The organism is Arthrobacter cavernae (assembly GCF_017368795.1).
GTDB classification, from domain to species: Bacteria; Actinomycetota; Actinomycetes; order Actinomycetales; family Micrococcaceae; genus Arthrobacter; species Arthrobacter cavernae.
Map to the genome: position 1 here is coordinate 42,862 of NZ_JAFNLL010000045.1, position 26,842 is coordinate 69,703.

At 69.8% G+C, this 26,842-nt stretch carries 23 protein-coding genes; 20 read left to right on the forward strand and 3 right to left on the reverse strand.

The window, feature by feature from the left end:
• Positions 1-7: 7 nt before the first annotated feature.
• Positions 8-1,246: a kynureninase gene (locus J1902_RS15905; protein WP_207617290.1), complete on the forward strand. Its 1,239-nt coding sequence runs from the start codon at positions 8-10 to the stop codon at positions 1,244-1,246.
• Entirely contained in the window at positions 1,243-2,073 is an 831-nt protein-coding gene (locus tag J1902_RS15910) for a PaaX family transcriptional regulator (RefSeq protein ID WP_207617291.1), read from the forward strand. Before J1902_RS15905 ends, J1902_RS15910 begins: the two co-directional genes overlap by 4 nt.
• 57 nt (positions 2,074-2,130) lie before the next feature.
• On the opposite strand, the gene J1902_RS15915 is transcribed toward J1902_RS15910, so the two are convergent.
• Entirely contained in the window at positions 2,131-2,853 is a 723-nt protein-coding gene (locus J1902_RS15915; RefSeq protein WP_372434575.1) for a GntR family transcriptional regulator, read from the reverse strand.
• 120 nt (positions 2,854-2,973) lie between these two features.
• Here J1902_RS15915 and J1902_RS15920 point away from each other — a divergent pair, with 120 nt between their 5' ends.
• The 10 genes from J1902_RS15920 (at position 2,974) to J1902_RS15965 (ending at position 13,548) form a co-directional block, all read left to right on the forward strand.
• Positions 2,974-4,422 carry a sugar porter family MFS transporter gene (locus J1902_RS15920; protein WP_207617293.1) on the forward strand — a complete coding sequence of 483 codons (1,449 nt, stop codon included), beginning with the start codon at positions 2,974-2,976 and terminating at the stop codon, positions 4,420-4,422.
• Complete coding sequence (locus J1902_RS15925) at positions 4,419-5,327, forward strand: N-acetylglucosamine kinase (RefSeq protein ID WP_207617294.1); 909 nt, start codon at positions 4,419-4,421, stop codon at positions 5,325-5,327. Before J1902_RS15920 ends, J1902_RS15925 begins: the two co-directional genes overlap by 4 nt.
• A gap of 61 nt (positions 5,328-5,388) precedes the next feature.
• Positions 5,389-6,453 carry an SIS domain-containing protein gene (locus tag J1902_RS15930; RefSeq protein WP_207617295.1) on the forward strand — a complete coding sequence of 355 codons (1,065 nt, stop codon included), beginning with the start codon at positions 5,389-5,391 and terminating at the stop codon, positions 6,451-6,453.
• Positions 6,454-6,582: 129 nt separating this feature from the next.
• The gene (locus J1902_RS15935; protein ID WP_242702089.1) at positions 6,583-7,692 is read left to right on the forward strand and encodes a LolA family protein; all 1,110 of its coding nucleotides are present in this window, start codon (positions 6,583-6,585) and stop codon (positions 7,690-7,692) included.
• Complete coding sequence (locus J1902_RS15940; protein ID WP_207617296.1) at positions 7,689-8,666, forward strand: ABC transporter ATP-binding protein; 978 nt, start codon at positions 7,689-7,691, stop codon at positions 8,664-8,666. Before J1902_RS15935 ends, J1902_RS15940 begins: the two co-directional genes overlap by 4 nt.
• Before the next feature lie 65 nt (positions 8,667-8,731).
• On the forward strand, positions 8,732-9,532 hold the full coding sequence (locus J1902_RS15945) for an ABC transporter permease (protein WP_207617313.1): 801 nt from the start codon (positions 8,732-8,734) through the stop codon (positions 9,530-9,532).
• Between the two features lie 56 nt (positions 9,533-9,588).
• Entirely contained in the window at positions 9,589-10,209 is a 621-nt protein-coding gene (locus J1902_RS15950) for an L-threonylcarbamoyladenylate synthase (protein ID WP_207617297.1), read from the forward strand.
• A 2-nt stretch (positions 10,210-10,211) separates the two neighbouring features.
• Positions 10,212-10,877 carry an alpha/beta hydrolase family protein gene (locus J1902_RS15955; protein ID WP_207617298.1) on the forward strand — a complete coding sequence of 222 codons (666 nt, stop codon included), beginning with the start codon at positions 10,212-10,214 and terminating at the stop codon, positions 10,875-10,877.
• Between the two features lie 114 nt (positions 10,878-10,991).
• Entirely contained in the window at positions 10,992-12,536 is a 1,545-nt protein-coding gene (locus J1902_RS15960) for an FAD-dependent oxidoreductase (RefSeq protein ID WP_207617299.1), read from the forward strand.
• Between the two features lie 100 nt (positions 12,537-12,636).
• On the forward strand, positions 12,637-13,548 hold the full coding sequence (locus J1902_RS15965; RefSeq protein WP_207617300.1) for a hypothetical protein: 912 nt from the start codon (positions 12,637-12,639) through the stop codon (positions 13,546-13,548).
• 33 nt (positions 13,549-13,581) lie between these two features.
• On the opposite strand, the gene hrpB is transcribed toward J1902_RS15965, so the two are convergent.
• Positions 13,582-16,275 carry an ATP-dependent helicase HrpB gene (hrpB, locus tag J1902_RS15970; protein WP_307794474.1) on the reverse strand — a complete coding sequence of 898 codons (2,694 nt, stop codon included), beginning with the start codon at positions 16,273-16,275 and terminating at the stop codon, positions 13,582-13,584.
• 82 nt (positions 16,276-16,357) lie between these two features.
• Positions 16,358-18,280 (reverse strand): GTP cyclohydrolase II RibA, encoded by a 1,923-nt coding sequence (ribA, locus tag J1902_RS15975; RefSeq protein WP_207617301.1) that lies wholly within the window; start codon positions 18,278-18,280, stop codon positions 16,358-16,360.
• 142 nt (positions 18,281-18,422) lie between these two features.
• Between ribA and J1902_RS15980 the strand changes: the two genes are divergently transcribed.
• The 8 genes from J1902_RS15980 (at position 18,423) to J1902_RS16015 (ending at position 26,805) form a co-directional block, all read left to right on the forward strand.
• Entirely contained in the window at positions 18,423-18,914 is a 492-nt protein-coding gene (locus J1902_RS15980; RefSeq protein WP_207617302.1) for a MarR family winged helix-turn-helix transcriptional regulator, read from the forward strand.
• Positions 18,915-19,033: 119 nt separating this feature from the next.
• Positions 19,034-19,918 (forward strand): AAA family ATPase, encoded by an 885-nt coding sequence (locus J1902_RS15985; RefSeq protein WP_207617303.1) that lies wholly within the window; start codon positions 19,034-19,036, stop codon positions 19,916-19,918.
• Between the two features lie 3 nt (positions 19,919-19,921).
• On the forward strand, positions 19,922-21,028 hold the full coding sequence (locus J1902_RS15990) for a vWA domain-containing protein (RefSeq protein ID WP_207617304.1): 1,107 nt from the start codon (positions 19,922-19,924) through the stop codon (positions 21,026-21,028).
• Positions 21,021-22,187: an XdhC family protein gene (locus tag J1902_RS15995; RefSeq protein ID WP_207617305.1), complete on the forward strand. Its 1,167-nt coding sequence runs from the start codon at positions 21,021-21,023 to the stop codon at positions 22,185-22,187. The genes J1902_RS15990 and J1902_RS15995 overlap by 8 nt, the downstream gene beginning before the upstream one ends.
• Positions 22,188-22,295: 108 nt before the next feature.
• Positions 22,296-22,820 (forward strand): (2Fe-2S)-binding protein, encoded by a 525-nt coding sequence (locus tag J1902_RS16000; RefSeq protein WP_207617306.1) that lies wholly within the window; start codon positions 22,296-22,298, stop codon positions 22,818-22,820.
• Positions 22,817-25,186, forward strand: a complete 2,370-nt coding sequence (locus tag J1902_RS16005; protein ID WP_207617307.1) for a xanthine dehydrogenase family protein molybdopterin-binding subunit — start codon at positions 22,817-22,819, stop codon at positions 25,184-25,186. Before J1902_RS16000 ends, J1902_RS16005 begins: the two co-directional genes overlap by 4 nt.
• Positions 25,183-26,037, forward strand: a complete 855-nt coding sequence (locus tag J1902_RS16010; RefSeq protein WP_207617308.1) for an FAD binding domain-containing protein — start codon at positions 25,183-25,185, stop codon at positions 26,035-26,037. Before J1902_RS16005 ends, J1902_RS16010 begins: the two co-directional genes overlap by 4 nt.
• 21 nt (positions 26,038-26,058) lie before the next feature.
• Positions 26,059-26,805, forward strand: coding sequence for an SRPBCC family protein (locus tag J1902_RS16015; protein ID WP_207617309.1), 747 nt, complete (start codon positions 26,059-26,061; stop codon positions 26,803-26,805).
• Positions 26,806-26,842: the final 37 nt, after the last annotated feature.

The following is a 26,842-nucleotide window of genomic DNA, read 5'->3' on the forward strand; positions in this document are numbered from 1 at the left end:
GAGAGACATGAACACCGTGCAGCAAACCCAGCGCCCATCGTCGGCCGAGCTCGACGCCGCCGATCCCCTCGCCGCCCAGCGCGACGCCTTCTACACCCCCGACGGCGGGCAGCTCGCCGCTTACCTCGACGGCAACTCGCTCGGACGCCCGCTCAAGGCCACCGCGCAGAACCTGGCAACGTTCGTGGAGGATGCCTGGGGCAGCCGCCTGATCCGCGGCTGGGACGAGCAGTGGATGGACGAGCCCACCACCGTGGGCGACCGGATCGGCGAAGTGACCCTGGGTGCCGCAGCCGGCCAGGTCACGATCGGAGACTCCACCTCCGTGATGCTGTACAAGCTCATCCGCGCGGCAGTGGACTCGCAGCCGGGCCGTGACGAGATCGTGGTTGACCGCGACAACTTCCCCACCGACCGCTTCATCATCGAAGGCATCGCGGCGGAAAAGGGCGCCACCATCAGGTGGGTCGCCTCCAACCCGGCCAGCGGCGTCCGCACCACGGATCTGGAGGGTCTGCTCGGCGAGCGGACCGCCGTCGTCGTCCTCAGCCACGTCGCCTACCGCTCGGGCTTCCTGGCGGACGCGCAGGCCATCACCGCCATGGTCAAGGACGCCGGCGCGCTCATGCTCTGGGACCTGTGCCACTCGGTGGGCTCGGTGCCCCTGGAGCTGGACGCCTGGGGCGTTGACCTGGCCGTGGGCTGCACCTACAAGTATCTCAACGGCGGCCCGGGCTCCCCCGCGTTCGCCTACGTCAACGCCTCCCGGCAGGACACCCTGCAGCAGCCCATCTGGGGCTGGATGGGCGCCGACAACCCCTTCGGCATGACGGACAGCTACACCCCGGCCCAGGGGATCCGCCGCTTCATCACCGGCACGCCGCCCGTCCTGGCCATGCAGCCGCTCAAGGACATGGTGGAACTGATCGCTGCCGTGGGCATGGAGGCCGTGCGGGAGAAGTCCGTCAAGCTGACCGAGCACGCGGTTGCCCTGGCCGAGGAAATGCTGGTACCGCTGGGCGCCGACATCGTCAGCCCCCGCAACACGGCAGAGCGCGGCTCGCACATCACCGTTGACCACCCGCTGTTCGGCGACGTCACCCGGAAGCTGTGGGAACAGGGAGTCATCCCGGACTTCCGTCCCCCGCATGGCCTGCGCATCGGCCTGTCCCCCCTTAGCACCGGCTACGAAGAGCTTGAACTGGGAATCACTGCCATCCGCGACGTCCTCGCCGAACTCTTGTGAGCGCCGTCCTCGACGACATGGACTCCCGGCCCGGGAGTACGACGTCGTTGCTGCGCACGGTCATCGGCCTGTACCTGCGCGAGGCCGGGGGGTGGATGGCCACAGCCGGCCTGCTGGCACTGATGGGCGCACTCGGCGTCGACGGCCCGGTGACGCGCACGGCCCTGAGCAGGTTGAAGAAGAAGGAGATCGTGCTCCCGGCGGTGCGTGACGGCGTCCCGGGGCTCGGCATCACCGACGGTGCCGCGGCCATGCTGGCCCGCGGCGACCGCAGGATTTACAATCCCCGCAGCATGTCCGCCGCGGACCGCTGGTGCCTCGTCTCGTTCTCCATCCCGGAGACCGAGCGCGAAAAGCGGCACCAGCTGCGCCGGCGGCTGCACTGGATCGGCTGCGGGACCGTGGCGGCGGGCCTGTGGATCTGCCCGGATTCACTGCGCGGCGAGGTCGAGGAAATCCTCGATGACCTGGCCCTGCGCGGCATGGCCACGCTGTTCGTCACCGATATGCCCCTGCCTGGCGGAACCATGCGGGACGCCGCGGCGTCATGGTGGGACCTCGACGCCGTAGCCGGGCTGCACCGCGACTTCATCCGGCACTGCGGCGGCCTGCCGGCAGCTCCTGCCGGAGCCAGCACGGAAGCCTTTGCCTCGTACGTGCGGTGCATCGACCGCTGGCGGATCATCCCTTACCTGGACCCCGGCCTGCCGGAGGGGTTCCTGCCCGGGGATTGGCCGGGCAAGGAGGGGATCGGGCTGTTCCAGCGGATCCTCACGGCCTACGCGGGCCCGAGCGCGGAGTTCGTGAAGGCCACCCTGGGCGCGTAGCCGGGGTCCTGGGCGTGTGGCCGGCGACGGCATCCGCGCCTTCAGCCCGGAGCGGCGTCAGCTGCCGGCCTTGACCCGCGCGACAAAGCGGAATCGGTCTCCGCGGAAGGCGCTGCGGGTCCATTCCACCGGGACTCCGGCGGCGTCCCGGGCAAGACGGTGGACCACCAGCAGGGGCGCGCCCATCTCGATGCCGAGCAGGCGGACCTCCTCGGGACCTGCGAGCGCGGTCTCCACAGTGTCCTCTACGTCGATGATGTGGATTCCGTAGGCATCGGCGAGTGCTGCGTACAGGGAGCCAGATTTCTCCAGGTTCGCCTTGAACCGCGGCAGCTTTCCGGGCAGGTAGGCGATCTCATGCGCCAGCGGTTCGCCGTCGATCAGCCGGATGCGCTCCAGCCGGTGAACGGCCTCCCCCTCCGGCACAGCCAGCTTCCCGGCCACCTCCGGCCCTGCTTTCACGGTCGTGAGGCCAAGGACCCGGGCGTCCGGCCGCAGGCCCTGGGCACGCACGTCGTCGGAGAACGAGGTCAGCTGGCGCACATGGGTCAACTTGGGCGGCGCCACGAACGTTCCATGCCCCTGGATCCGGCCGAGTTTTCCTTCGGCCACGAGTTCGCTGATTGCCTGCCGGACCGTGGTGCGTGACGTTTTGTAACGCTCCGCCAGGGCCCGCTCCGTGGGGATCAGGGTGCCCTGCTGTTCCCCGGCAATGAGCTCGAGAATCTCGGTCTTGAGCAGGTAGTACTTGGGCATCGCGGGTACGGCTTCGTCGGACATATTGGACATCCTACTTGTAGACAGCAGGATTGGTCTATGCCAATCTGGTGAAGTTGGTCTAAACCAATTTCGGAGAACCTCCGTAAATCCCACAATATTCAACAGATCCAAGGGACAAAGATGTCGATCCTGCAAGACCTCCGGCAAACCCCGCGGCTCGGACTGCTCGTTGGTGGCGCTGCCGCCACCATCGGCGTGATCTACGGCTACGACATGTCGAACATCGCCGGCGCGCTGCTGTTCATTGCCAAACAGTTCAACCTCTCCACCTCTGAACAAGAGCTGGTCACCACCGCGGTCGTTGCCGGCGAAGTCATCGGCGCCTTGGTGGGCGGGTGGCTCTCCAACCGCATCGGCCGCAAGGCCTGCATGGTGGGCCTGGCCGTAGGTTACGCAGCCTTCGCCATCCTCAGCGCCATGGCGAACGACGTGCCCACGTTGCTCGTCGCCAGGCTCCTGCTGGGCCTGACCATCGGCATCTCCGTGGTGGTGGTTCCCGTCTTCGTGGCGGAGTCCGCGCCTGCAAAGGTCCGCGGCGCGCTTCTGGTCGCCTACCAGGTGGCCACCGTGTTCGGCATCATCGTCGGATACCTTGCCGCCTACGCGCTCTCCGGCACGGGATCCTGGCGCTGGATGCTCGGACTCGCCGCCATCCCGGCCGTGATCGTACTCGCCGTGGTGATCAAGCTTCCCGACACCGCCCGCTGGTACATGATGCGCGGCCGCACCGCGGACGCCCGCCGTACCCTGGCCGCGATCGAGCCCGCAGCCGACGTCGACGCCGAGTTGTCCGAAATGCAGCGGGCCATCAGCGACGAACGCGGCGGCGGCTTCCGGGAAATGATGCGCAGCCCCTACCTCCGCGCCACGGTGTTCGTCGTCGGGCTGGGCTTCTTCATCCAAATCACCGGCATCAACGCCGTGGTCTACTACAGCCCGCGCATCTTCGAAGCCATGGGCTTCACCGGCAACGCGGCGCTCCTGCTGCTGCCCGCCGTCGTGCAGGTGGCGTCCCTGCTGGCGGTCTTCGTGTCCCTTTCGCTCGTGGACCGGCTCGGGCGGCGCCCGGTGCTCCTGACCGGCATCGGGATGATGGTGGCAGCCAACGTTCTACTGGTCGGCGTCTTCATGGCCGGGCAGAACTTCGGCGGCCTGCTCACCGTGCTCGGCTTCCTGGGCGTCCTGCTCTTCACGGTCGGCTTCACCTTTGGCTTCGGTGCCCTCGTCTGGGTCTACGCCGGTGAGAGCTTCCCGTCCCGCCTGCGTTCACTGGGTGCGAGTGCCATGCTGACGTCCGACCTCGTGGCCAATGTCCTGGTCGCAGCGTTCTTCCTGACCATGCTGCAGCGGCTCGGCGGCGCCGGCACCTTCGCCGTCTTCGGTGTCCTTGCCGTGCTCGGCTTCTTCTTCGTCCGCAAGTACGCGCCCGAGACCAAGGGCCGCCAACTCGAAGAGATCCAGCACTACTGGGAGAACGGCGGGAAGTGGCCCGCCTCTGCGGAGCCCACGGCTGCCCCTGATCCGGATCCGACCCGGGCCGACGATCTGGTGCAGGCAGGCCGGCCATGACCCCGGCAGTCCTGGGCCTGCACATCGGCGGCTCCAAGACCCACGCACTGAAGGCCGAGGCCGGTGCGGACACGGCTGCCAGAGAGGGAGTCGAGCTCACCGAGGACAGCGCCAACCTCGCCTCGCTCGGGCACCAGCGGGCGGACGCCGTGCTGCGGCGCATCGCCGCCGAACTGGGCGACGGCGTCCAGGCCGTCTGCGCCGGTGCGGCCGGGGCCGACACGCCCGCCAACCGCGCGGTCCTCGCGGCGCTCCTCACCGAACACTTTCCCGGTGCCAGGGTCGACGTCGTGCATGACACCCGGATCATCCTCGCTGCTGCCGGGCTGGAGTCCGGGGCCGTGCTGGTGGCGGGCACCGGCTCGGTGGCCTGGGGCCTGACGCCCGACGGGCGTGAGGCCCGCGCCGGCGGCTACGGCTATCTCCTGGGCGATGAGGGCGGCGGCTACTCCGTAGTCCGCGATGCCGTCCGCGAAACGCTGCGCGAACACTACGCCGGCCTGGAACCGGGCCCCCTGGCTCAGGCCCTGCTGTCCGCCACCACGAGCGCCGACCCCCTGCAGCTCATGGACCTCTACTACCGGAAGCCCGAGCCACGCTACTGGGCCGGCCTGTCCTCGCTGGTCTTCGAGCTCGCTGCCGCAGGAGACCGGGAGGCCGCCCACATCGTGGCCGACGCCGCCTACGCCCTGGCTGCCCTGGCCCGGCAGGTCCATGGCAGCCTGGGCACCGAACTGCCGCTGGTCCTGGCCGGCGGCCTCCTCCTCAAGCACCCTGAACTCGCCGCTGCGGTGGCCCGCAAGCTCGAGCCCGAGGACCCCGGGAAGGTCCGGCTGCTGGAGCGGGCCCCGGTCCACGGCGCCGTCGAACTCGCACGCCGGGGACTCGCCCGGGCCGGCGCCTGAGCCGCCCCCCCTCGAGGAGCCCCCACACACTTTGTCCCTTCCCCATAGACAGACAGGAACCATGACAGTCATATCCCCCTCCCCGACCCTCGCGCTGCCCGGCACGCGCATGGCCAGCGAAATCAGCGAACAGCCCCTGGTGCTGGCCCGCGTGCTGGAGGAAGGCCTCGAGGCCTTCCGCGGCATGGCCGCCATCATCCGCAAGGCCAAACCCCGCTTCGTCCTGCTCGCCGCCCGCGGCACCAGCGACCACGCCGCGCTGTACGCGAAGTACCTCATCGAAATCAGCCTCGGCCTGCCGGTCGGCCTCGCATCGCCGTCGACCCTTACCGCCTACGGCGCCACCCCCGCGCTGGACGGCGTGCTGTGGCTGGCCGTCAGCCAGTCCGGCGGTTCCCCGGACCTCGTGGAGTCGACGGCGGCGGCGCGCCGTTGCGGCGCACTGACCGTGGCGCTCACCAACTCACCAGGGTCCAATCTGGCCCAGGCCGCGGAGCACCATCTGGACATCCTCGCCGGCAGCGAGACCGCCGTGGCCGCAACCAAGAGCTACACCGCCCAGCTCCTGGCCCTCTGGTTGCTCATCGACGCCTGGCGCGGCGGCACCGGGACCCAGGCGGCAGGGCTGCAGGCCTGGGCCGCTTCCGTGCTCGACGACGACGCCGTGCTGGATCTGGCCGGCCGGTACCGTTTCGCCGAGCGGATCATCACCACCGGCCGCGGCTACTCCTACCCGACGGCGAGGGAGGGCGCCCTGAAGCTCATGGAGACCTCCTACCTGCCGGCGCAGGCCTTCTCCGGAGCGGATCTGCTGCATGGCCCGTTCGCGATGATCGATGCCCAGCATCCCGTGATTGCCGTGGTGCCCGAGGGCATCGGCGGCGACGCCATGCGCCCGGTCCTGGAGCGGCTGTCCGGGCGCGGCGCCCACGTCTGCATCGTGGGTGATCCTGCGGCCGCAGCCCCCGGCGGACTGGTCATCCCGCTGCCGGGCGGGGTCCCCGAGGAACTGTCCCCCATCCTGCAGATCCTCCCGCTGCAGCGGCTGGCGCTCGCCTTGTCCGTGGCCCGCGGCAACGATCCCGACGCGCCGCGAGGCCTGCTCAAAGTGACCGAAACCTGGTGAGGTCCGCCTGACGCTTCGGCGTTGGCCGGGTGCGGTTGGCATCCGGCCAACGCCGTCGGCGGGTGCCTCCGGGAGGCGCCGGGAGTAGTCTGGAACCATGGCCTGCGCCCCGGATAGCTGGTGGTTGTGATGCGCGTTTGGCAGCGGTGGCTGCCGGCCGCAGTTGTACCCCTTGCGCTGGCGGCCGCGACCCTGACTGCTTCCCTCCAGGCCGGTGCCGCCGTCACCCTGCCGGAGAAAAGCGCGGCGGAAGTCCTGGCCATGATCGGCACTTCCGATGTCCGGGCGCTCTCCGGAACACTGGAACAACACTCTGAGCTGGGCCTGCCCGAACTGCCCCGCACCGGGCCCACCGCTGTTCCCGGTGCGGCTTCCGTCCTTGAACTGCTGACCGGTTCCCGCACCGCACGGGTCTACCTCGACGGCCCGGACAAGGCCCGGCTCCAGCTCATGGACCAGCTCGCCGAACGCGATGTGGTCCTCAACGGCCGCGAACTCTGGCTCTACAACTCGGCCGACAACAGCGCCGCCCACGCGAAGCTGCCGGTGACGAAGCTGCCGGGAGCGCCAGGCTCCAAGCCCGCGCGGCCGGCCATGCCCACGCCTGAAGAACTCGCCCAGCACCTCCTGGCCGCCATCGATCCCGGCACCGAGGTGACGGTGGGGCAACCCTCCCGCGTGGCGGGCCGCAGCGCCTACCACCTCGTCCTCGACCCCCGCAGCAGCGAAACCCTGGTCGACTCGGTGGCCATCGACGTCGACTCCGAGACCGGCCTGCCGCTGGGTGTCGAGCTGCGGGCACGGGGACAGGCCGAGCCCGCCTTCAAGCTCGCCTTCACGGAGCTGAGCCTTGCCGTTTCCGACGCCGGCTTGTTCAGCTTTGTGCCGCCGCCCGGCGCCACTGTGAAAGAGCTCGCGTCTCCCGCGAAACCCGCCGCACCGCCCATGCCCGGTACCAAACGGGCCGACCCGGCGATGCCGCCGTTGCCCGAACTGCCCGGCGGCCCGGCGGCCGGCGGCATCACCGTCTCCGGCAGCGGCTGGGACACGGTGATCGGACTGCCGCCCGGCACCGCCGCACCCGGCACTGACCCCCTGCTCGCGCAGGCCACGCAGGCCGTGCCCGGCGGCAGGGCGGTCAGCACGGCCCTGGCGACTGTACTGCTGCTCGACGACGGCCGCGTGTATGCGGGCCTGGTACCCCTTGAGCGGCTGCAGTCCGCAGCCATGACCCGGTGACGGCGGCGGCCGCCCCCGGCGGCCTCGCCATCGAGACCCACCGGCTCAGTAAGCACTTTGGCCAGCGTGCCGCCGTCGACGGCATCGACCTGGCTGTGCCCCGCGGCTCCGTGTACGGGTTCCTGGGCCCCAATGGCTCCGGAAAGACCACTACCATCCGTGTGCTGCTGGGACTGGCCGCCGCCGACCACGGGGACATCCGGGTCCTCGGCCGGGAGATGCCGCGCGAGCTGGCCGGCGTCCTTCCGGAGGTTGGGGCGCTGGTCGAAGGACCGGCGTTCTACCCCTTCCTCAGTGGCGCGGCAAACCTCAGCCGATTGGACACGGCCGACCGCCATGCCTCCCCCGCGAGCCGTCGCCGGAGGGTCGGCGAGGCGCTGGAACGCGTCGGGCTGGCCCACGCGGCCGGCAAGAAGGTCCACGCCTACTCGCTGGGCATGAAGCAGCGGCTGGGCATCGCGAACGCCCTGCTCCGGCCCCGTGAACTGCTCGTGCTGGACGAGCCCAGCAACGGCCTCGATCCGCAGGGCACCCGCGAGGTCCGGCATCTGGTGCGCTCCCTGACGGAGGGCGGCGCCACGGTGTTCGTATCCAGCCATCTGCTGGCCGAAGTCGAACAGATGTGCACGCATGTGGGCGTGATGAGCGCCGGCCGGCTCGTGGCGCAGGGAACGCTGAATGAGCTCCGGGCCGCCGGCCGCACGCGTGTCCAGGTCCTGACGCCCGACGCCGGGACAGCCAGCCGCGTGCTGGCGGGGCTTGGCCTGGAGCCGGGTCTGCCGGAGGGCTCCGGAGCCCGGCCCGCCGAAGCCCTCGTGTGGGCAGAACTGGCCCGCCCCGGCGTCGAGCCTGAAACGATCGTCGCGGCACTCGTGGCCGGCGGGGTACGGGTCCGCGGCTTCTCGGTGGAGCGTTCCAGCCTGGAGGAACGCTTTGTCTCCCTGACCGGAGAGGGGTTCGACGTTGTCGGCTGAGCACCTTGTCGCTTGAGCAATCCGGGCTGCGCGCCCCGGCAGGACCGCGCGGAAGCTGGTCACTCATGGCCTCGGAACTGACCGTGCTGTTCCGGCGGCTCCGCACCTGGGCCATGCTGCTGGCACTCGCGGCGATACCCATCCTGATTGCCGCCGCAGTCAAGCTCACGTCCCGGCCCGCCACCCCGGGCCGCGGGCCGTTGTTCCTGGACCGCATCACCCAGAATGGCCTTTTCGTGGCTGTCACGGCGCTGGTGGTCTCCGTGCCGCTGTTCCTGCCACTCACTGTGGGAGTGGTGGCCGGCGACACGATCGCCGGCGAAGCCAGCCTGGGGACCCTCCGGTACCTGCTCCTGGCCCCCGCAGGACGCGTACGCCTCCTGCTGGTCAAATACACGGGAGCAGTGGTGTTCTGCGCGGCCGCCACGGCCACGGTCACAACAGCAGGTGCGCTGGCCGGCGTCGCGCTCTTCCCGGTGGGGCCGGTGACCCTGCTGTCCGGCGACACGATCGACGTCGGCGAATCCGTGGTGCGGTCCCTGCTGATCGCCGCCTACATCACGGTGTCCTTGCTGGGGCTCTCCGCCATCGGCCTGATGATTTCCACGTTCACGGACGTCCCGGTGGGCGCCATGGCCGCCACGGTCGTCCTGTCCGTGGTTTCGCAGGTCCTAGACAACCTGCCGCAGCTGGACTGGCTGCACCCCTGGCTCTTCAGCCACTACTGGCTGGGCTTCGCCGATCTGCTGCGCCAGCCCATCTCTTGGACGTCCTTCGGCGACAATGCGCTGCTCCAGGCCGGCTACATCGCCGTATGCGGCGCCGTGGCCTACGGAAAGTTCTCCACCAAGGACGTATTGTCCTGAGCCTGCTTTGTGTGGGGCCTGGACTCTTTGTCCTGGGCCTGGGCTAGGCTCTTCGCATGGCCAGATACTTCGACGTTCATCCCCAGGACCCCCAGCCGCGCGCGATCGGCCAGGTCGTCCAGATGGTCCGGTCCGGCGGGCTGATCGCCTACCCCACCGACTCCTGCTATGCGCTCGGGGCCCAGCTCGGCAACAAGGAGGCCCTGGACCGCATCCGGGCCATCCGCCAGCTGGATGACAAACACCACTTCACGCTGGTCTGCAAGGACTTCGCCCAGCTGGGGCAGTTCGTGATGATCGACAACGACGTCTTCCGGAGCATCAAAGCCGTGACGCCGGGCAGCTACACGTTCATCCTGCCGGCCACCAAGGAAGTCCCCAAGCGGCTGCTGCACCCCAAGAAGAAGACCGTGGGCGTGCGCATCCCGGACAACAAGGTGGTGCAGGCGCTCCTGGCCGAACTCGGTGAACCGCTGCTGTCCAGCACTCTGCTGCTGCCGGACCAGGACGAGCCGCTCACCCAGGGCTGGGAAATCAAGGAACGGCTCGACCATGAGGTGGACGCCGTGCTCGATTCCGGCGACTGCGGCGCGGAGCCCACCACCGTGGTCGACTTCTCCAGTGGCGTGGCCGACGTGGTGCGGCGCGGAACAGGCGACCCCTCGCGGTTCGAGTAGGCATGCCGGTGAACGAATCCCCCGTCAGCATCGCGATCGGCGACGCCACAGTGTCAGGCATCTACGCGCGGCCGGGGACGCCTTTCGCGTCCCTCGTCATTGCCCACGGGGCCGGCGCCGGGATGGAGCACCCGTTTCTGGCCGGTTTCGCCCGCGCCTTGAACGACGACGGCGTGGCCACCCTCCGCTTCAACTTCCCCTACCGGGAAGCCGGCAGGAAATTCCCTGACCGTCCGCCGGCGGCAATCGCTGCCTGGCGGGCCGCCATGGAACTGGCCAAGGCCAGCTCCGACGGTGAACCGCTGTGGGCGGCCGGCAAATCGTTCGGTGGACGCATGGCGTCCATGGCCGTGGCCGAAGGCATGCCCGCCGCCGGGCTGGTCTACCTCGGCTACCCCCTGCACCCACCGGCTCAGCCGGAAAAGCTCCGGGACGAGCACCTCTACGGACTCACCGCGCCCATGCTGTTCCTGCAAGGCACGCGGGATACGTTCGCGACTCCGGAGCTCCTTGAGGGTGTGGTAGGCCGCATCGGGCCCAACGCAACACTGCAATGGCTGGAGGGCGGCGACCACTCCTTCGATGTCGCCGGGCGGAAACGCCCGCCGGCCGAGGTGGGGGCTTCCTTGGCCGCTCCGGTGGCGGCATTCCTGCGGGCGCACAGCTAACGCCGGCCCCGGAGCAGGCCATGTCCCTGCTGCTGCTCGTCGCCGGCGAGGAGGGCATCGACCCGGGCCCGGATCCGCGGATGTGAAATGCAGAACAGTCCTTTGAAAGGGGGCATGGTGGAAGAACAGTTGGGCGGACAAGCCGTTTCACTCTGGGTTGCCACGGCAGCAGTCACCGGCTACCCCGCGCTGGACGGCGAGGTCGAGGTCGACGTCGCGGTCATTGGCGGGGGTATCGCGGGACTGACCGCAGCCCTGGCGCTCAAGCGAGCCGGCCAGAGCGTTGCGGTAGTGGAAGCCGCCCGTGTTGGCACCGGGGTCACCGGTCACACCACGGGCAAGGTGACGTCCCTGCACCGCCTGGCCTACACCGAACTCGCACGCAGCCACGGCGTCGAGACAGCCAGAACATACGGGCAGGCCAACCAGGCCGCCGTCGAACATATCGCCCGCACCGTCGCGGCGGAAGGCATCGACTGCGGCTTTCGGCGGGTCTCCAACTTCACTTACGCCGAATCCGAAGAAGCCCTTGCCCTGGTCCGCGGCGAGGCGGCCCTCACCATCAAGCTCGGCCTTCCCGCGGCCTTCACCACCGACGTGCCGTTGCCCTTCAGGGTCAAAGGCGCGGTCCGCTTCGACGGTCAAGCCCAGATCCACGCTGTCAGATACCTGCAGGGCCTCGCCCGTGCGGTGCAGGGCCAAGGGAGCTACATATTCGAAAATTCGTTTGCAGAAAGCATCCATGACGGCTCACCCAGCGTGGTCACCACGGCGCACGGTTCCGTCCGGGCACGCGAAGTCATTGTTGCCAGCAACATGCCGTTCGGCGACGACGGCTTCTTCGCCGAACGCTGCCATGCTCACCGTTCCTACCTCACGGCCAGCCGGGCACCCGCCCGCGGGCTGGAGGGGACGTTTATCAGCGTCGACGAGCCAATGCATTCCTTCATGAGCATGGACGTCGACGGCGGCAGCTACATTCTTGCGGGCGGTGAAGGCCATCCGGCGGCCGAGGGCGGGGACACTGCCGCCCGGTACCGCCGCCTTTCCGCCTTCGCCCAGGACCGTCTGGGGGCCAGCGAACTGGCCTTCCGCTGGTCCACGCAGGACGGCATACCGGCTGACGGCCTGCCATACGCCGGACTTCTTTCCCCGTCGGCCAAACACGTCTACGTCATCACCGGCCTGCGCAAATGGGGGCTGAGCAACGGCACCGCCGCCGCCCTGATCGTCACTAACACGATCTGTGGACTCGAGAATCCAGCGGCGGCGGCGTTCAACAGCCTGCGGCCCGCCGCGGCAGCCAAGGCAGCACCGTCCCTGATACCGGATCCGGGGAGGGGCCCCGCCGAAGCGGCCCGCAAGCCCGGGAGGACAGCCGGCCCCACGGGCCTTGCCGCCGGGGAAGGGGCGGTGTTCGACGTGGACGGGGAAAAGACGGCCATATACGCCGACGCCGCCGGACAGCTCCGGGCCGTCTCCGCGGTCTGCACCCATTTGGGCTGCACGGTCGAGTTCAATCCGGCCGAGGCCACCTGGGACTGTCCCTGCCATGGCTCACGTTTCACCACGGACGGCAAGGTGATCCAAGGTCCAGCCACCAGGGACCTCCAACCCAGGCCGGTTCCGGGCCGCATCACATCCATAACCGCCCCTTGACCCCGGGCGGATGGAGTCACAGAGTTAGGACGTCCGGCACATCCGCCGGGAACAAGCGCCAGGAGGATCCATGCCGCGGTCCGAGTTCGAGAGGTGAGGGATGGACCTCGCTGCCCTCGCCGTCGAGCTCTGCACCCTGCCCCCTTCGGAGTTCACTGCCGCGCGCGACGCCCGGGCCAAGGAAGCCAGGTCCGGAGGAGACGCGGAGCTGGCCCGCCGGATCGGCCGCCTGCCCAAGCCTTCGGCCCCGGCCTGGGCCATCAACATGCTGGCAACGCACCGTCCGACGGAGATCGACGCCGTCCTGGAACTCGGCGCGGCCCTGCGCACGGCCCAGGAGGAACAGGACCGCACTGCCCTCCGGGAGCTTGGCCAGCAACGGCCCCGTGTCCTGGCCGGCGCCGTCGAGCAGGCCCGTGAGGTGGCCGACGGCCTCGGTATCAGAGTAAGTGACGCCGCGGCGGGAGAGATCGAGCGCACCCTGCGGGCCGCCATGACGGATCCTCATGCCGCCCTGGCGGTCCGCAGTGGCCAGCTGGTGCGTGCGCTCGCCACGGACGGGATTGATGCCGTTGATCTTGATGACGCTGTCGCGGTGCCCGGGGCGCTCCCCCTGCCCGCGACGCTGCCCGGGGTCCCGTCTCCGGCCCAGCCCGGGGCCGCTGCGGGAACCCCGTCGGAACGTGCCCTGGCTGCCGTAGCCGGCGCCGCGGAGCGCGCGCGAATCAGTACTGAGGCGGCCGTCCAGGAGGCGGAGCGCAGTGCTGCCGCGGCGGAGGCGGAGCTCGCTGACGCAGAACGCCAGCACGCCGAGGCCAGGTCCCGGCGTGACCAACTCGCTGCCGACGTTAGGCAGGCGAAGGAAGAACTGGTGCACCTGCAGCAGGAGCTGGCCAATGCGGACCAGGAGGCTGCGGCCGCCGGGCGGGGGCGCACACTTGCCGGCCGCCGCGCCGAACGGGCACGCAGGACTGCCGAGACAGCGCGCGGACGACTGAAGGATCCGGGCTGACGGCATTGCTGCCGTTCCGACGGCGGGCCAGGCTCACATCCTGGCCTTGGTCCTCGCCGTCGCCGGCGCCGTCCACGGATCCTCCGGCCAGGGGTGCTTCGGGTAGCGGCCCCGCATCTCCGCGCGGACCTGCGCATAGGGTCCGGACCAGAACGACGCCAGATCGTCGGTCACCGCCAACGGCCGCCGGGCCGGCGAGAGCAGGTGGAACAGCACGGGCACCCGCCCGCCCACCAGCCGCGGCGTCTCGGCCCAGCCCAAGCATTCCTGCAGCTTGACCGCCACCACCGGCCGGCCGCCGTCGTCGTCCACGTCCGGGTAGTCGATTCCCACCCGCGAACCGCTGGGCACGTCGAGCCGTTCCGGGGCCAGCTCGCCGAGCCGGGCCGCCTCGGGCCACGGCAGCAGCCGCCGCAGCGGCTCACCGAGATCGATCCGCTGGGTGGCGGCCCCGCCAGCCAGCGCTTCAAGCTCCGGCGCCAGCCACTCATCCAGGCGCCCCAGCAGGGCCGGCTCCGAAACATCCGGCCAAGGATCCCCCAATTCCCGGTGCAGAAGGGCCAGGCGGCGCCGCAAGGCGTCTGCCGCCGTCGACCAACCGATCATCCCCAGCCCTTCGGCTTCCAAGGCGCGGGCCACCGCCGCCCGCCCCTGCGCAGCGGTGGCCCGCACAGGTGTGGAGGACAACACGATTGCCCCCAGCCGGCGTTCCCGTCGCGCGGTGACCCTGCCCTGGCTGAACTGCGCCTCCACGGCGTCCGTCAGGAGGTGCCGGGCGGCCTCCTCGGCTGCCTCGGCCGACAGCGGCGCCGCGGACCGGATGACGGCACCGGTCCCGGCTGCGTCCCGCCCCTGCGCACGCGACACCTCGGCCACGGCCAGCCATTCGTGACCGGTCAGCGGGCTGCCCGCCGGCAGACCCGCCTGCGTGCCCGAGGACAGCAGGTAGCGCTCCGGCCCTGCACCTGCGACACGGCGCGCCACGCGGTCCGGGAACGCGAGCGCGACGACGAAAGCAACGCCGTCGGCCGCCGCCACCGGCGCGGCAACGGGGGAACGCACGACCGCCTCAGAAAGAACGACGCCGGAGCCTTCCTGGCGTGCGATCGCCTCCATCCGCCGGGCCTCCTCCGCCCAGCGCCGGGCCGCCGGATCCCTGCCGGTGCGGAGTGCGGCCAGCAGGCGCGGGAGGTCGGCGCCGGGGGCACGCTGGTCACCGGAGACGAGGGCGACAGCCTCCGCCGCCGTGCGGTGCCCCACGACGGCGGCGCCGTCCAGCAGGGCGCGGGCGAGCCGCGGCTCGGCCGGAATCCTGGCCAGGGTCTTGCCGGGCGCCGTGGCGAGGCCATCGGCATCCACCGCGCCGAGTTCCCACAACACTTCCATGGCCTCGTCCATCGCTGCCCGGGGCGGGGCATCCGGGAGGGCCAGGCCCCGGCCGCCGGGCGCTCCCCAGCAAGCGAGGAGTAATGCCGCTCCGCTCAGCTCGGCCACTGCGATCTCCGGGGTCTGGTGCGCCGGCGCGGCCCCGAAGGCCTTTTCGTCGTAGCAGCGGACCACCTTCCCGGGCCCCTGGCGGGCGGCCCGTCCGGCGCGCTGCTCGGCGGATGCCCGGGAGCAGGAGACTGTCACGAGGCCGGACATGCCGCGGTTGGCGTCTCGCCGCGGCTCGCGGGACAGCCCTGCATCGATGACCAGCCGGACGCCGGGAACGGTCAGGGAGGATTCGGCGAGCGCCGTGGAGACGATGATGCGTGCGGGTCCGCCGGGTTCGCGTCCGGACACGGCGCGGTCCTGCGCTGCCGGCCCGGCCTGGCCGTGCAGTTCCAACACCTCCACGCCGACCGGAACCCTGCTGCGCAGCCGGGACGCCACATGGTCCACTTCCCAGGTGCCGGGGAGGAACACCAGAGCGTCAATGTCCGGATCCCTCGCGAGTGCTTTGGCGTGCGACGCCGCGGCCGTGTCCGCCACATGGTCCAGGAAGGCGCGTGCCACTCCCCGCCCGTCCAGCCGCGGCACCGCGGCCGGCGCCCAGGCTGTTTCCAGGGGGTACAGCGCGGAAGGGCAGTCGACGACGGGAGCCGGCCCGCCGCCGTCGTGATTCCCGATCAAAGCGGCGAAGCGCGGCGCATCCAGGGTGGCGGACATGGCGACAAGCGTGAGGTCGCCGCGCAGTTGGCGGACCTCGGCGAGCATGCCGAGGAGCAGGTCGGTCTCCAGTCCGCGTTCGTGGACTTCGTCGAGGATGACGGCGGTGGTGCTCTCCAGGCCCGGGTCGTCGAGCAGGCGGCGCAGGAGGATCCCCGGGGTGACGAACTCGACCAGGGTATTGGGGCCGGCATTGCGTTCCCCACGGACCGTGTATCCGACGCGGTCACCGAGCACACTGCCGTCCAGGGCCGCAAGGCGCCGGGCTGCCGAGCGGGCGGCGACGCGACGCGGCTGGGTCACGACGACGCGTGGCCGGGCACCCCTGTGTCCTGCGAAGCCGGCCCCTGCGGCGCCGACCGCGAGGTTGGCGAGCAGCGGCGGGACGAGCGTGGTTTTGCCCGTGCCCGGAGGTGCCTGGACCACGGCAGTGCCGGCCGGGCCGCCCGCGCCCAGCGCCGCGGCGAGATCGCCCGGCGAGTCTGCAAAGACCAGGCCGGCCCCTATGGCGTCTATATCAAAGACGCGGCGGGCACCGGCACGGTCAGGGGCTGCAGGGGCGGGGCGCAAAGTCACCCCTTCATTGTCCCCTGCGCAGTGTCCACCGCCCTGCGTCCACCGCGCGGCGGCCAGCGGGCGGGCCAGAGGCGTCCGGCTCCTAGAACGAGGGCACCGTGTAGCCCAGGCCCAGAAGGCCCCGGCCCGCCTGCTCCAGGATCGGATCGATGGTCAGCGTCGGGTGGTTCAGCAGGACGTTCACGTCGCGCTGGATCCGCTGGAGCGGGTGGGCAAGGCGGTGGATGCTGCCACCGGATCCGGAGGTCACCATGCGCACTGCCTCGGCAGACGCCTCCCCGCTGAGCGCCAGGGCGAGCCGGCTTGCCGCCCGCTCCTCGTCCGTCAGCATTGAGGGCCTGCGGTCATGGGAGGCGGCGACCACCCGGACTCCTTCCTCCCACTGCAACCGTGCTGTGGCAAGCAGTCCGTAGGCCTGGGCGAAGCGCGCCTGTGCCAGCGGTGAATCCGCCTGCCGGCCCTCCACGGTGTTCTTGACCTTGCGCACGATCATCCGCTCGCGGAACAGCTCGACGGCGTACTCGGCCGCACCGAGGGCGGCCGCCGGTGCCACCATGTTCAGGAGCGTGGCCATGGGAGTGTGGAGCAGGGGATCCGGATGGATCCGGCTGCCGGGGTTGTCCGGCGCGCTCAGCAGAGCCCAATCGGCCACCCGTCGCTCCGGGACAAACAGCTGCTTTGCACGGAGGTCGTTGCTTCCGGTCCCGCGCAGGCCGGCGGTGTGCCACACGTCCAGCAGCTCCAGCTCGGCCACGGGCACCAGGCACTGCAGCCGGACGCCGTCGTGCTGTACGGCCAGCAGGGCCCACTCGGAGTGCATCACCCCGGAGGCGAAGCTCCAGCTTCCCGTGATGGAATAGCCTCCCGGGACCCTCACGGCCGCGCCCACCGGGGCGTTGGTGGCGGCGGCCAGGGGCGCCGGCCCCTCCGCGAAGACTTCGTCCTGGACCGCGCCAGGCCAGCGGGCGATCATCCAGACGTGCTCGATCAAATGCCCGGCAGTCCATGCCGTGGACGCGCATCCCCGGGCAAGCCGCCGGATGACCTCAACGTACGTTTCCACGCCCATGCCGAATCCGCCCACGGCCTTCGGTGCCAGCATCCTGAAGACGCCGGCCTCCTTCAGTTCCGCCATGGTGGCTTCCGGAAGGCGCCGCAGCTGCTCCGTTTCCTCTGCCCGCTCCCGCAGCCGGGGAACGAGTGCGTCCACGCGGGCCAGCATGTCAGCGTGGCTGGGGACGGCGGCGGGGGTCACGGCCTGGGCGGCGTTCGGTACCTGCTCGACCTGTGCCTGCACGTTCGGGACGGGCTCGACGTCGGCCGGGAGGTTGAGCGTGTGGGCCGTGTGGTCGCGTTTGGAGGCCAGGTAGCGGCGGTTGGCCGGGGACAGGTGGACCCCAGTGGGCACCTGTTCGGCGACGCCGATCCCCAAGACCGTGAGTTGCGCGGCCTTGTCCGGGTTGTTGCTGAGCAGACGGACCGTGGTGGCGCCGACGGCCTGCAGCATCTGGGCGGCGGCAGTGTAGTCGCGCTCGTCTTCGCCGTGGCCAAGGGCAAGATTGGCTTCGTACGTGTCAAGCCCGGTGTCCTGCAGGGCGTAGGCGTCAAGCTTGGAATACAGGCCGATGCCGCGGCCTTCCTGGCGAAGGTAGAGCAGGAAGCCGCCGGTGGCCGAGATCCGTTCCACGGCCTCGCGCAGCTGCGGACCGCAGTCACAGCGCTCGCTTCCGAAGACGTCACCGGTGAGGCATTCGCTGTGCAGCCGGACCAGCAGCCCCGCGCTCTCCTCCGCCTGGTCCTGCAGCGCCTGCTCCCAGTCCCCGAAGGCCAGCAGGAGGTGTTCCTTTCCGTCGCCTAGCCCATGGAAAGTGAGGACCTCGGCCACGGCGGTGAAGCCGTCCGGGAAGCGCAGCGGCACGGTCACCCGGCTGCGGACGCGAGCCGGAGCCGGCGACAGCGACAGCGCCGCGACCGGCGGGGCGATGGTCTCAATAACAGCGGTCATCTGAGGTCCTCGGCATTCGGGATGGGGGAACGGGCAATTACTTGAAGATTGAAGTTAACCGTAACCGCAGTTAGTTCACGATGCAAGTAAATCGACGTGGAAATAACTTCACGCATGAAGTTCTATGACCTATGCTTGCGGCATGGAAACCCCTGCGGAACCCCGGTGGCTCAACGCTGAAGAGCGCGACGCCTGGCTGAACCTTGTGGGCGTGCTCATGCGGCTGTCCTCGGCCCTTGACGCCCAGCTGCGGTGCGATGCCGGGCTCAGCCACTTTGAGTACATGGTGCTCGCCGGCCTCTCCGAGGCCCCGGAGCGCACGCTGCGGATGAGCGAACTGGCCGGCTTCACCGAGTCGGGCCTCCCCCGCCTGTCCCAGGTGGTGGGCCGGCTGGAGAAACGCGGCTGGGTGCACCGCTCCCCCAGCCCGAGCGACGGCCGCATCACCCTGGCGACCCTGACGGAGGACGGCTGGGAGAAGATCGTGGAGTCGGCCCCCGGGCATGTCGAGGCAGTCCGGGCGTACGTCTTCGATCCCCTCACCAAGGCGCAGTCACGCCAACTCGGCGAGATCGGCCACCGCATCCTGCGTGCCATCGACCACCAGGAGCGCTGCCCCGGCAGCACCGCCTAGGTTCCTGCCGCGGCCGGGCCAGCAGCCGCCGGCAGCCGCCGGACGACGGCTGGCAAGCGGCCTGCCACAACACCGCGCGGCCAGGCCCAGGATCCCGTGCGCCACCCTATGCTGGTGCCATGACGCAGCTGCCGATCGGGTCCCCCGGAGCACTGGCCGACATGCTGGCCTCCACCGGCTACCTCGCTGACGAGGGCCTGGCCACCATCGGCTACCTGGCCTTGGCCATGGAACGGCCGCTCCTCCTGGAGGGCGAGCCGGGCACCGGCAAGACGTCCCTGGCCGAGGCCCTGGCGCAGGTCTTCGGACTGCCGCTGATCCGCCTGCAGTGCTATGAGGGCATCGATGCCACGCAGGCCCTGTATGACTGGGACTTCACGGCGCAGATCCTGCACCTGCGCAGCGTGGAAGCCGGCGGCGGCGCGGGTTTGAGCGTGGCCGAGCTGGAGCGCTCACTGTACGACGAGCGGTTCCTCCTGGCCCGCCCCATCCTCAAAGCCCTGCAGAAGAGTCCGGCCGTGCTGCTGATCGACGAAATCGACCGCGCCGACGACGAATTCGAAGCGTTCCTCCTTGAGGTCCTCTCCACCTACCAGGTATCCGTCCCGGAGTTCGGCACCGTCAAGGCGGAGACCGCGCCGGTGGTGGTCCTGACCTCCAACCGGACCCGGGAGCTGCACGATGCCCTCAAGCGGCGGTGCCTCTACCACTGGATCGACCATCCCGGGCTGGCCCGCGAAGTGGAGATCGTGCGGACCAGGCTGCCCGAGGTTCCCGCGCTGCTGGCCGAGCAGGTGGTGCGCGTGGTGCAGGAGATCCGGGCCTCCGACGACGTCCTGAAGCCGCCCGGCGTGGCCGAAACCCTCGACTGGGCCCGGGCCCTGCACCGCCTGGGCCGGGCCGAACTGGACCTCGCCTCGGCAGCGGCCAGCATCGGCGCCCTGTGCAAGTACCGCGAAGACACCGAACGCGTTTCGGCGGCCCTGGCCCGGATGCTCGGCTAGCCGATGACGTCCGCCGCGGAGCACAGCACTGAGGAGATTCTCCTGGCGTTCGCCGCCGCGGTGCGTGCGACCGGAGTGAAGGTCACGGCGGACCGGGCGCGCAGCTTTGTCGACGCCGTCGGGAGGCTTTCCTTGGCGAAACCCGCCGGCGTTTTCTGGGCCGGCCGGGCAACGCTGTGCGCGTCGCCGGAGGATCTGCCGGCCTACGGGCGCGTTTTCGAGGCCTGGTTCGCGCTGGATGAGCCGTCCGCTGCCCGGCTGGAGGCGTCCGCGGGCCGGGTCAGCGCCGCGGCGTTGGACAACGACGACGGCGGCGCGGGCGGCGCGAAGGACCGGTTGCGGGCGCTCGCGAGCCGCCGTGAACGGTTGCGGCACCGGGACGTGGCCACCTTGGATGACGCGGAGCGGGAGCTGCTGCACCGGATGTTCGAGGAGCTGCCGGTGCGGCTGCCAAGCCGGCAGTCAAGGAGGAGGCGAGCGGAGCGGCATGGCGAGGTGGACCGCGTACGGACCCTGCGCAGCCAGCTGCGCCGGGGCGGTGAACCGGGCCCGCTGCGCCGTGCCCGGGCTCCCCGCAAGCCCCGCCGTGTCCTCTGGCTGATCGACGTCTCGGGCTCGATGGCACCCTATGCCGACAGCCTGCTGCGGCTGGCCCATCGGGTGGTGAACGCCGCCCCGCACCACGTGGAGGTATTCACCGTGGGCACGAGGCTGACGCGCGTGACCGGAGCCCTGCGGGTGCCCGACGCCGACAACGCACTGGCCCTGGCCGGGCGCACCGTCCCCGACTGGTCCGGCGGAACCCGGCTGGGGGAGGTGCTGCGGGCGTTCAACGACCGCTGGGGCCAGCGCGTCGCCACCCGCGGCGCCGTCGTCGTCATTGCCAGCGACGGCTGGGAACGCGGCAATCCTGCCCAGCTGGGGCGCCAGATGGAAAGGCTGCATCATGTGGCCCGGCGCGTCATCTGGGCCAACCCGCACCGGGGCAAAAGCGGCTACGAACCCGTGCAGCAGGGAATCAGGGCGGTACTGCCGCACGTTGACGTATTCATAGGGGGGCACTCAATGCGGAGCTTCGAGGAGTTGCTGGACGTGATGGCCAATGCGTGAGGTGCTGGATGATCTGGTGGCCGCGGTGGCGGCCGGCCGCACGGTAGGACTCGGAACCGTGGTGCGGACCTTCCGTTCGGCGCCCCGGCCGGCCGGGGCGGCCATGATGGTCGACGCCGACGGCCGGGCGGTGGGCTCGGTGTCCGGCGGCTGTGTGGAGGGTGCGCTCTACGAGCTGGCCACCGAGGTGGCCCGCGAGGGCCGCCCGGTGCTGCAGCGTTACGGCATCAGCGACGACGCCGCGTATGAGGTGGGACTGACATGCGGAGGGATCCTGGACATCTTTGTGGAGCCCGTCTCCACCGCCACCTTTCCGGAGCTGCTGGAGGTGGCCGACGACGTCGCCGCCGGCAGGCCGGTGGCGGCGGTCACCGTGATCGAGCACCCGGATCCCGCCTGGCTGGGCCGGCATCTGGCGGTACGGCCGGATGGCTTCAGCGGCTCGCTGGGCAGCGACCGTGCCGACCATGCCGTCTGTGACGACGTGCAGGGCCTGCTGGCCACCGGCCGCAACGCGACCCTCAGCTACGGTCCGGACGGGCAGCGGCGCGGGGAAGGGATGCGCGTCTTCGCCGTCAGCTTCGCCCCCCAGCCGCGGATGCTGGTGTTTGGGGCGATCGATTTTGCCGCCGCCGTGGCCCAGCAGGGCAGCTTCCTGGGCTACAGGGTCACGGTCTGCGACGCCCGCCCGGTGTTTGCCACGCCCGCCCGCTTCCCGCAGGCCAACGACGTGGTGGTCGACTGGCCGCACCGCTACCTGCAGGCCCAGATCGACGCCGGCTTGGTGGACAGCCGCACCGTGGTCTGCGTGCTCACCCATGACCCCAAGTTCGACGTGCCCTTGCTGGAAGTGGCGCTGCGCCACGACCTGGCCTACGTCGGCGCGATGGGCTCACGCCGCACCCACCACGACCGCATGGACAGGCTGCGCGAGGCGGGGCTGACCGACGACGAGCTGGCCAGGCTCTCCAGTCCCATCGGGCTGGACCTGGGCTCCCGGACACCGGAGGAAACGGCAGTCTCGATCGCCGCCGAAATCATTGCGCTGCACTGGGGCGGAGCAGGCGGCAGACTGAGCACCATGGACGCCCGGATCCACCACGAACCCCTGGCGGACGCCGAGCATGAGGCGGCCGCACAAGAACTTGGGTCCAGCTAAGAACTTGGGTCCGGCTAAGGCGCCGCCCTCCCGCCTGGGGTAACCTGTGTCACATTAGACTGGATGCCGGGCAGTCGAGCTCGTCCTCCAAGGCGAGAGGAGATCCCAATGGCTCGTTCCACAACGATCACCGTCGAAGTCGATGATGTCAGCTATACCGACGACGTCGAGCCGCGCTTGCTGCTGGTCCAATACCTGCGCGAACGGCTGGGCAAAACCGGAACATTGATTGGCTGCGATACCACCAACTGCGGCGCCTGTACCGTCCATCTGGACGGGACCAGCGTGAAGTCCTGCACCATGTTCGCCGTCCAGGCCGACGGCCGCCGCGTCACCACCATCGAGGGTCTGGCCCGGGACGGCAAGCTCACTCCCCTGCAGCGGGCCTTCCACGAATGCCATGCACTGCAATGCGGATTCTGCACCCCGGGGATGATCATGCAGTCAGCCTCCCTGCTCCAGGAAAACCCGCATCCCTCGGAACAGGAAATCAGGGAAGGCCTGGAAGGAAACCTGTGCCGGTGCACCGGCTACCAGAACATCGTCGCCGCGGTCCAGGCGGCCGCGGACGGAACCACCACTTCGGACAGCGCCACGGAAAACGGCGCCTCGGAAACGGCGGGTGTGGCATGACCATCGCCGAAGTCGGCCGCGCCCGTCTGCGTAAGGAAGACTCTCACCTCATCACGGGCCGGTCCAGGTACACGGACAACATCACCCTTCCCGGAATGCTCCACCTTGCCATGGTGCGTAGTCCCTTCGCCCATGCCAGGATCACCTCCGTGGACGTCTCCGCGGCGAAGTCCTCCCCCGGCGTCGTCGCCGTCCTCACAGGGAGCGACGTCGCGGCGGAACAGGGCAGCCTGCCCAACGCCTGGCCGGTCACGGCCGAGCAGAAGGCCCCCGCACATCCGGCGATCGCCGTCGACGAGGTAGCGTTCGCCGGCGAAGTGGTTGCCTGCATCATCGCCCGGAGCGCCGCGGCGGCACGCGACGCCGTCGAACTCGTTGACGTCAGCTATGACGAGCTGCCCGTGGTCCTGGACCTGGAGGAAGCCGCCACGGACCAGGTGCTGGCCCACCCGGGCCTGGGAACCAACACCTCGGCCACGTGGGTCTTCGACTCGGGCGAGGCCGGCACGGGCAAGCCCATCAGCGAGGCGCTCGCGGGCGCCGAAGTACTCATTGAACGCACGTTTTACCAGCAGCGGCTCATCCCGGCTTTCATGGAACCGCGTTCCACGGTGGTGGACCCCACCGGCGAGCAGATCACCGTGTGGTCGGCCACCCAGATCCCCCATATCCTGCGGCTCATGCTGGCACTGACGCTCGGCATTCCCGAAAGCAAGCTCCGGGTGATTGCCCCCGATGTCGGTGGCGGCTTCGGCGGGAAACTGCAGGTCACCCCGGAGGAGGCCATCACCGTGCTGGCGGCCCGGCACACCGGCAAGCCGTGCAAGTACACCGAGACCCGCAGCGAGTCCCTGATGGCGGCCCACCACGGCCGCGCCCAGGTGCAGAGGCTCAGGCTCTCGGCCACCAAGGAAGGCATCGTCACCGGCTTGGACGTGAAGTTGCTGGCGGACATGGGGGCCTACCTGGGCCTGGTCACGTCCGGCGTGCCCATCCTGGGCGCCTTCATGTACAACTCCATCTACAAGTTCCCGGCGTACCGCTTCGAATGCACCAATCTCTTCACCAACAAGGCGTGGACGGACGCCTACCGGGGCGCCGGCCGGCCCGAGGCCACGTTCGCGATCGAACGCCTGATGGACGAGCTCGCCGTGGAACTGGGCATGGATCCGCTTGAGGTGCGGGAGAAGAACTGGATCACGCACGAGGAATTCCCCTTCACCTCCGTGGCCGGGCTCGAATACGACAGCGGCAACTACGAGGCCGCCACGGCCAAGGCGCTGGAACTCTTCGACTACGAGGGGCTCCGGGCCGAACAGGCGCGGCGCCGCGAAGCGAAGGATCCCGTGCAGCTGGGCATCGGGATCTCCACCTTCACCGAAATGTGCGGCCTGGCGCCTTCCCGTGTGCTGGGCGCGCTCAGCTACGCCGCCGGCGGCTGGGAGCACGCCCAGGTGCGGGTACTGCCCACGGGCAATATCGAAGTGGTCACCGGGTCCTCGGCCCACGGCCAAGGCCACGAAACCGCCTGGAGCCAGCTCGTGGCGGACAAGCTGGGCGTGCCGTTCGAGAACGTCGAGGTCCTGCACGGCGACACCCAGATCTCGCAGCGGGGCCTTGACACGTACGGCTCAAGGTCGCTGACGGTCGGCGGCATGGCGGTCCTGGCCGCCGCGGACAAGGTGATCGAGAAGGCCAAAGTGATCGCCGCCCACCTCATGGAAGCCAGCGAAGACGACCTTGAGTTTGCCGAAGGCAAGTTCAAGGTGAGGGGCACGGACCAGTCCACCAGCCTGGGCGAGATCGCCTTCGCAACCTTCTCCGCTCATAACCTGCCGGACGGAGTGGAGCCCAACCTCGATTCCGACGCGACCTTCGACCCGCAGAATTTCTCCTACCCCCACGGCACGCACCTGGCCGCCATGGAGGTGGACACCGAAACGGGGCGGGCCACCATCCGCAAGTACGTCTGCGTGGACGACATCGGCGTGGTGGTCAATCCGCTCATCGTGGAGGGCCAGGTCCATGGCGGTCTGGCCCAGGGAATCGCGCAGGCGCTCTACGAGGAGGCCGTGCACGACGACGCCGGCACCCTGGTCACGGGCTCCTTCGTGGACTACCTGGTGCCCGGCGCACCGGACCTGCCGCACTACACCACGGCGCGGACGGAAACCCCGTCCACCACCAACCAGCTCGGGGCCAAGGGGGTCGGCGAGGCCGGAACCATTGCCTCGACGCCGGCCATCGTCAACGGCGTGCTGGACGCCGTACGGCATCTGGGCGTGAAGGACATCAGGATGCCGTGTTCGCCATCGCGCGTGTGGGCGGCCCTGGAAGAAGCCAAGCTGAGCGGAGGTGTGCAATGATTCCGAGTGCATTCGACTATGCCGCGCCGGAGACCCTGGCCGAGGCACTGAGCCTGCTGGGATCGGCCGGCGACGACGTCAAGCTGCTGGCCGGCGGGCAAAGCCTGATCCCGGTGATGAAGCTGCGCCTGGCAGATCCCTCCATGGTGATCGACCTTGGCAGGATCGCCGAACTGTCCGGCGTGCGCGACGACGGCGACGCCTTGCTGATCGGCGCCATGACCCCGCACCACCAGGTGGCCACGGACCCCCTGGTGGCCGCCCATGTGCCCTTGCTGGCCAAGGCCGCGGCGACCGTCGCGGACCCCCAGGTGCGGCACCGGGGCACGTTCGGCGGGGCCCTGGTGCATGCGGACCCTGCGGGTGATCTGCCCGCCCCGGCGCTGGCCGCCGGGGCCACGTTCATCATTGCCGGTCCGGGCGGGGAACGCCGCGTGGCAGCGGCGGACTTCTTCCAGGGCTACTTCAGCACCGCCGTCGGCGACGGCGAAATCCTCACCCACGTGCGCGTGCCGAAGTACACCGGGTGGGGTGCGCACTATGAGAAGTTCACCCGTGTGGCCCAGCAGTGGTCCATCGTTGCGGTTGCCGCGATGGTGCGCGTGGAGGGGAACTCCATCGCCGAGGCCCGGATCGGGCTGACCAACATGGCCAGCACACCCCTGCGTGCCACCGCGGTGGAGGAGGCGCTGGCAGGGTCACCCCTGACGCTTGAGGCGATCACAGCGGCAAGCGCCCACGCAGCCGAAGGAAGCGATCCGGCAAGCGACCTCAACGGCGACGCGGCCTACCGGAAACATCTGGCCGCGGTCCTCACCAAGCGAGCGCTCGTCGCGGCCGCGGGTCTCTGAGCGGGCGGGCGGAAGGAAGCCGTGGAACTCAAACACCATTTCGTGGTTCCCAGTTCACTGGAGGACACGTGGCACGCGTTCAACCAATTGGAGGACATTGCCCCGTGCTTTCCGGGGGCGACACTCACCTCGGTGGACGGTGAGCAGTTCACCGGAACGGTCAAGGTCAAGCTGGGGCCGATCGCCATGGTCTACTCCGGCACTGGTGAGTTCGTGGAACGCAACGAGGACTCGCACACCGTGGTCATTTCGGCTGCGGGAAAAGACAAAAGGGGCAACGGCACCGCCGGCGCCACAGTGACCGCCATACTGACATCAGAGTCCGGCGGCACAGCCGTGGACGTCACCACGGACATGAACGTGACGGGCAAACCCGCCCAGTTCGGCCGGGGCGTCATCCAGGACGTCTCGGACAAACTGCTGGCGGAGTTCGTCCAGTGCGTCATAGGGAAGGTGGGCGGTGGGGGCGCGCCGGCTGGCGAAGCTGCTGAGCCGGCCGGACCGGGATCGCCCGCGGTGGACGCGCCGGCCGCCGAGCATGCCGCGCCGGCGGGTGCGGCCGCCGGGGTACAAGCCGCTGCACCGGCCGTGGCCGCTGTACCGGCCGTGGCCGCTGTACCGGCCGCAAAAGCAGCCGCTTCCCCGGCAGCGGAGCTCGACCTTGGCTCCGCGGTGTTGCCAGCGCTGATGCGCCGCCTTGCCCCTGTACTGCTGGGCGTCGCGGCCGTGGTCGGCCTGATTTGCTGGCTGAGGCGCCATCGTCGCTAGGAGCGTGGGTCGGTAGTCGTTCGGTGGCATGAGGCCG

Bases quoted from the DNA above. Each gene is read 5' to 3' on its own strand.
- J1902_RS15905 (WP_207617290.1), top strand. From the start codon at position 8: ATGAACACCGTGCAGCAAACCCAGCGCCCATCGTCGGCCGAGCTCGAC.
- J1902_RS15915 (WP_372434575.1), bottom strand. From the start codon at position 2,853: ATGTCCGACGAAGCCGTACCCGCGATGCCCAAGTACTACCTGCTCAAG.
- J1902_RS15920 (WP_207617293.1), top strand. From the start codon at position 2,974: ATGTCGATCCTGCAAGACCTCCGGCAAACCCCGCGGCTCGGACTGCTC.
- J1902_RS15925 (WP_207617294.1), top strand. From the start codon at position 4,419: ATGACCCCGGCAGTCCTGGGCCTGCACATCGGCGGCTCCAAGACCCAC.
- J1902_RS15930 (WP_207617295.1), top strand. From the start codon at position 5,389: ATGACAGTCATATCCCCCTCCCCGACCCTCGCGCTGCCCGGCACGCGC.
- J1902_RS15935 (WP_242702089.1), top strand. From the start codon at position 6,583: ATGCGCGTTTGGCAGCGGTGGCTGCCGGCCGCAGTTGTACCCCTTGCG.
- J1902_RS15945 (WP_207617313.1), top strand. From the start codon at position 8,732: ATGGCCTCGGAACTGACCGTGCTGTTCCGGCGGCTCCGCACCTGGGCC.
- J1902_RS15950 (WP_207617297.1), top strand. From the start codon at position 9,589: ATGGCCAGATACTTCGACGTTCATCCCCAGGACCCCCAGCCGCGCGCG.
- J1902_RS15955 (WP_207617298.1), top strand. From the start codon at position 10,212: ATGCCGGTGAACGAATCCCCCGTCAGCATCGCGATCGGCGACGCCACA.
- J1902_RS15960 (WP_207617299.1), top strand. From the start codon at position 10,992: ATGGTGGAAGAACAGTTGGGCGGACAAGCCGTTTCACTCTGGGTTGCC.
- J1902_RS15965 (WP_207617300.1), top strand. From the start codon at position 12,637: ATGGACCTCGCTGCCCTCGCCGTCGAGCTCTGCACCCTGCCCCCTTCG.
- ribA (WP_207617301.1), bottom strand. From the start codon at position 18,280: ATGACCGCTGTTATTGAGACCATCGCCCCGCCGGTCGCGGCGCTGTCG.
- J1902_RS15980 (WP_207617302.1), top strand. From the start codon at position 18,423: ATGGAAACCCCTGCGGAACCCCGGTGGCTCAACGCTGAAGAGCGCGAC.
- J1902_RS15985 (WP_207617303.1), top strand. From the start codon at position 19,034: ATGACGCAGCTGCCGATCGGGTCCCCCGGAGCACTGGCCGACATGCTG.
- J1902_RS15990 (WP_207617304.1), top strand. From the start codon at position 19,922: ATGACGTCCGCCGCGGAGCACAGCACTGAGGAGATTCTCCTGGCGTTC.
- J1902_RS15995 (WP_207617305.1), top strand. From the start codon at position 21,021: ATGCGTGAGGTGCTGGATGATCTGGTGGCCGCGGTGGCGGCCGGCCGC.
- J1902_RS16000 (WP_207617306.1), top strand. From the start codon at position 22,296: ATGGCTCGTTCCACAACGATCACCGTCGAAGTCGATGATGTCAGCTAT.
- J1902_RS16005 (WP_207617307.1), top strand. From the start codon at position 22,817: ATGACCATCGCCGAAGTCGGCCGCGCCCGTCTGCGTAAGGAAGACTCT.
- J1902_RS16010 (WP_207617308.1), top strand. From the start codon at position 25,183: ATGATTCCGAGTGCATTCGACTATGCCGCGCCGGAGACCCTGGCCGAG.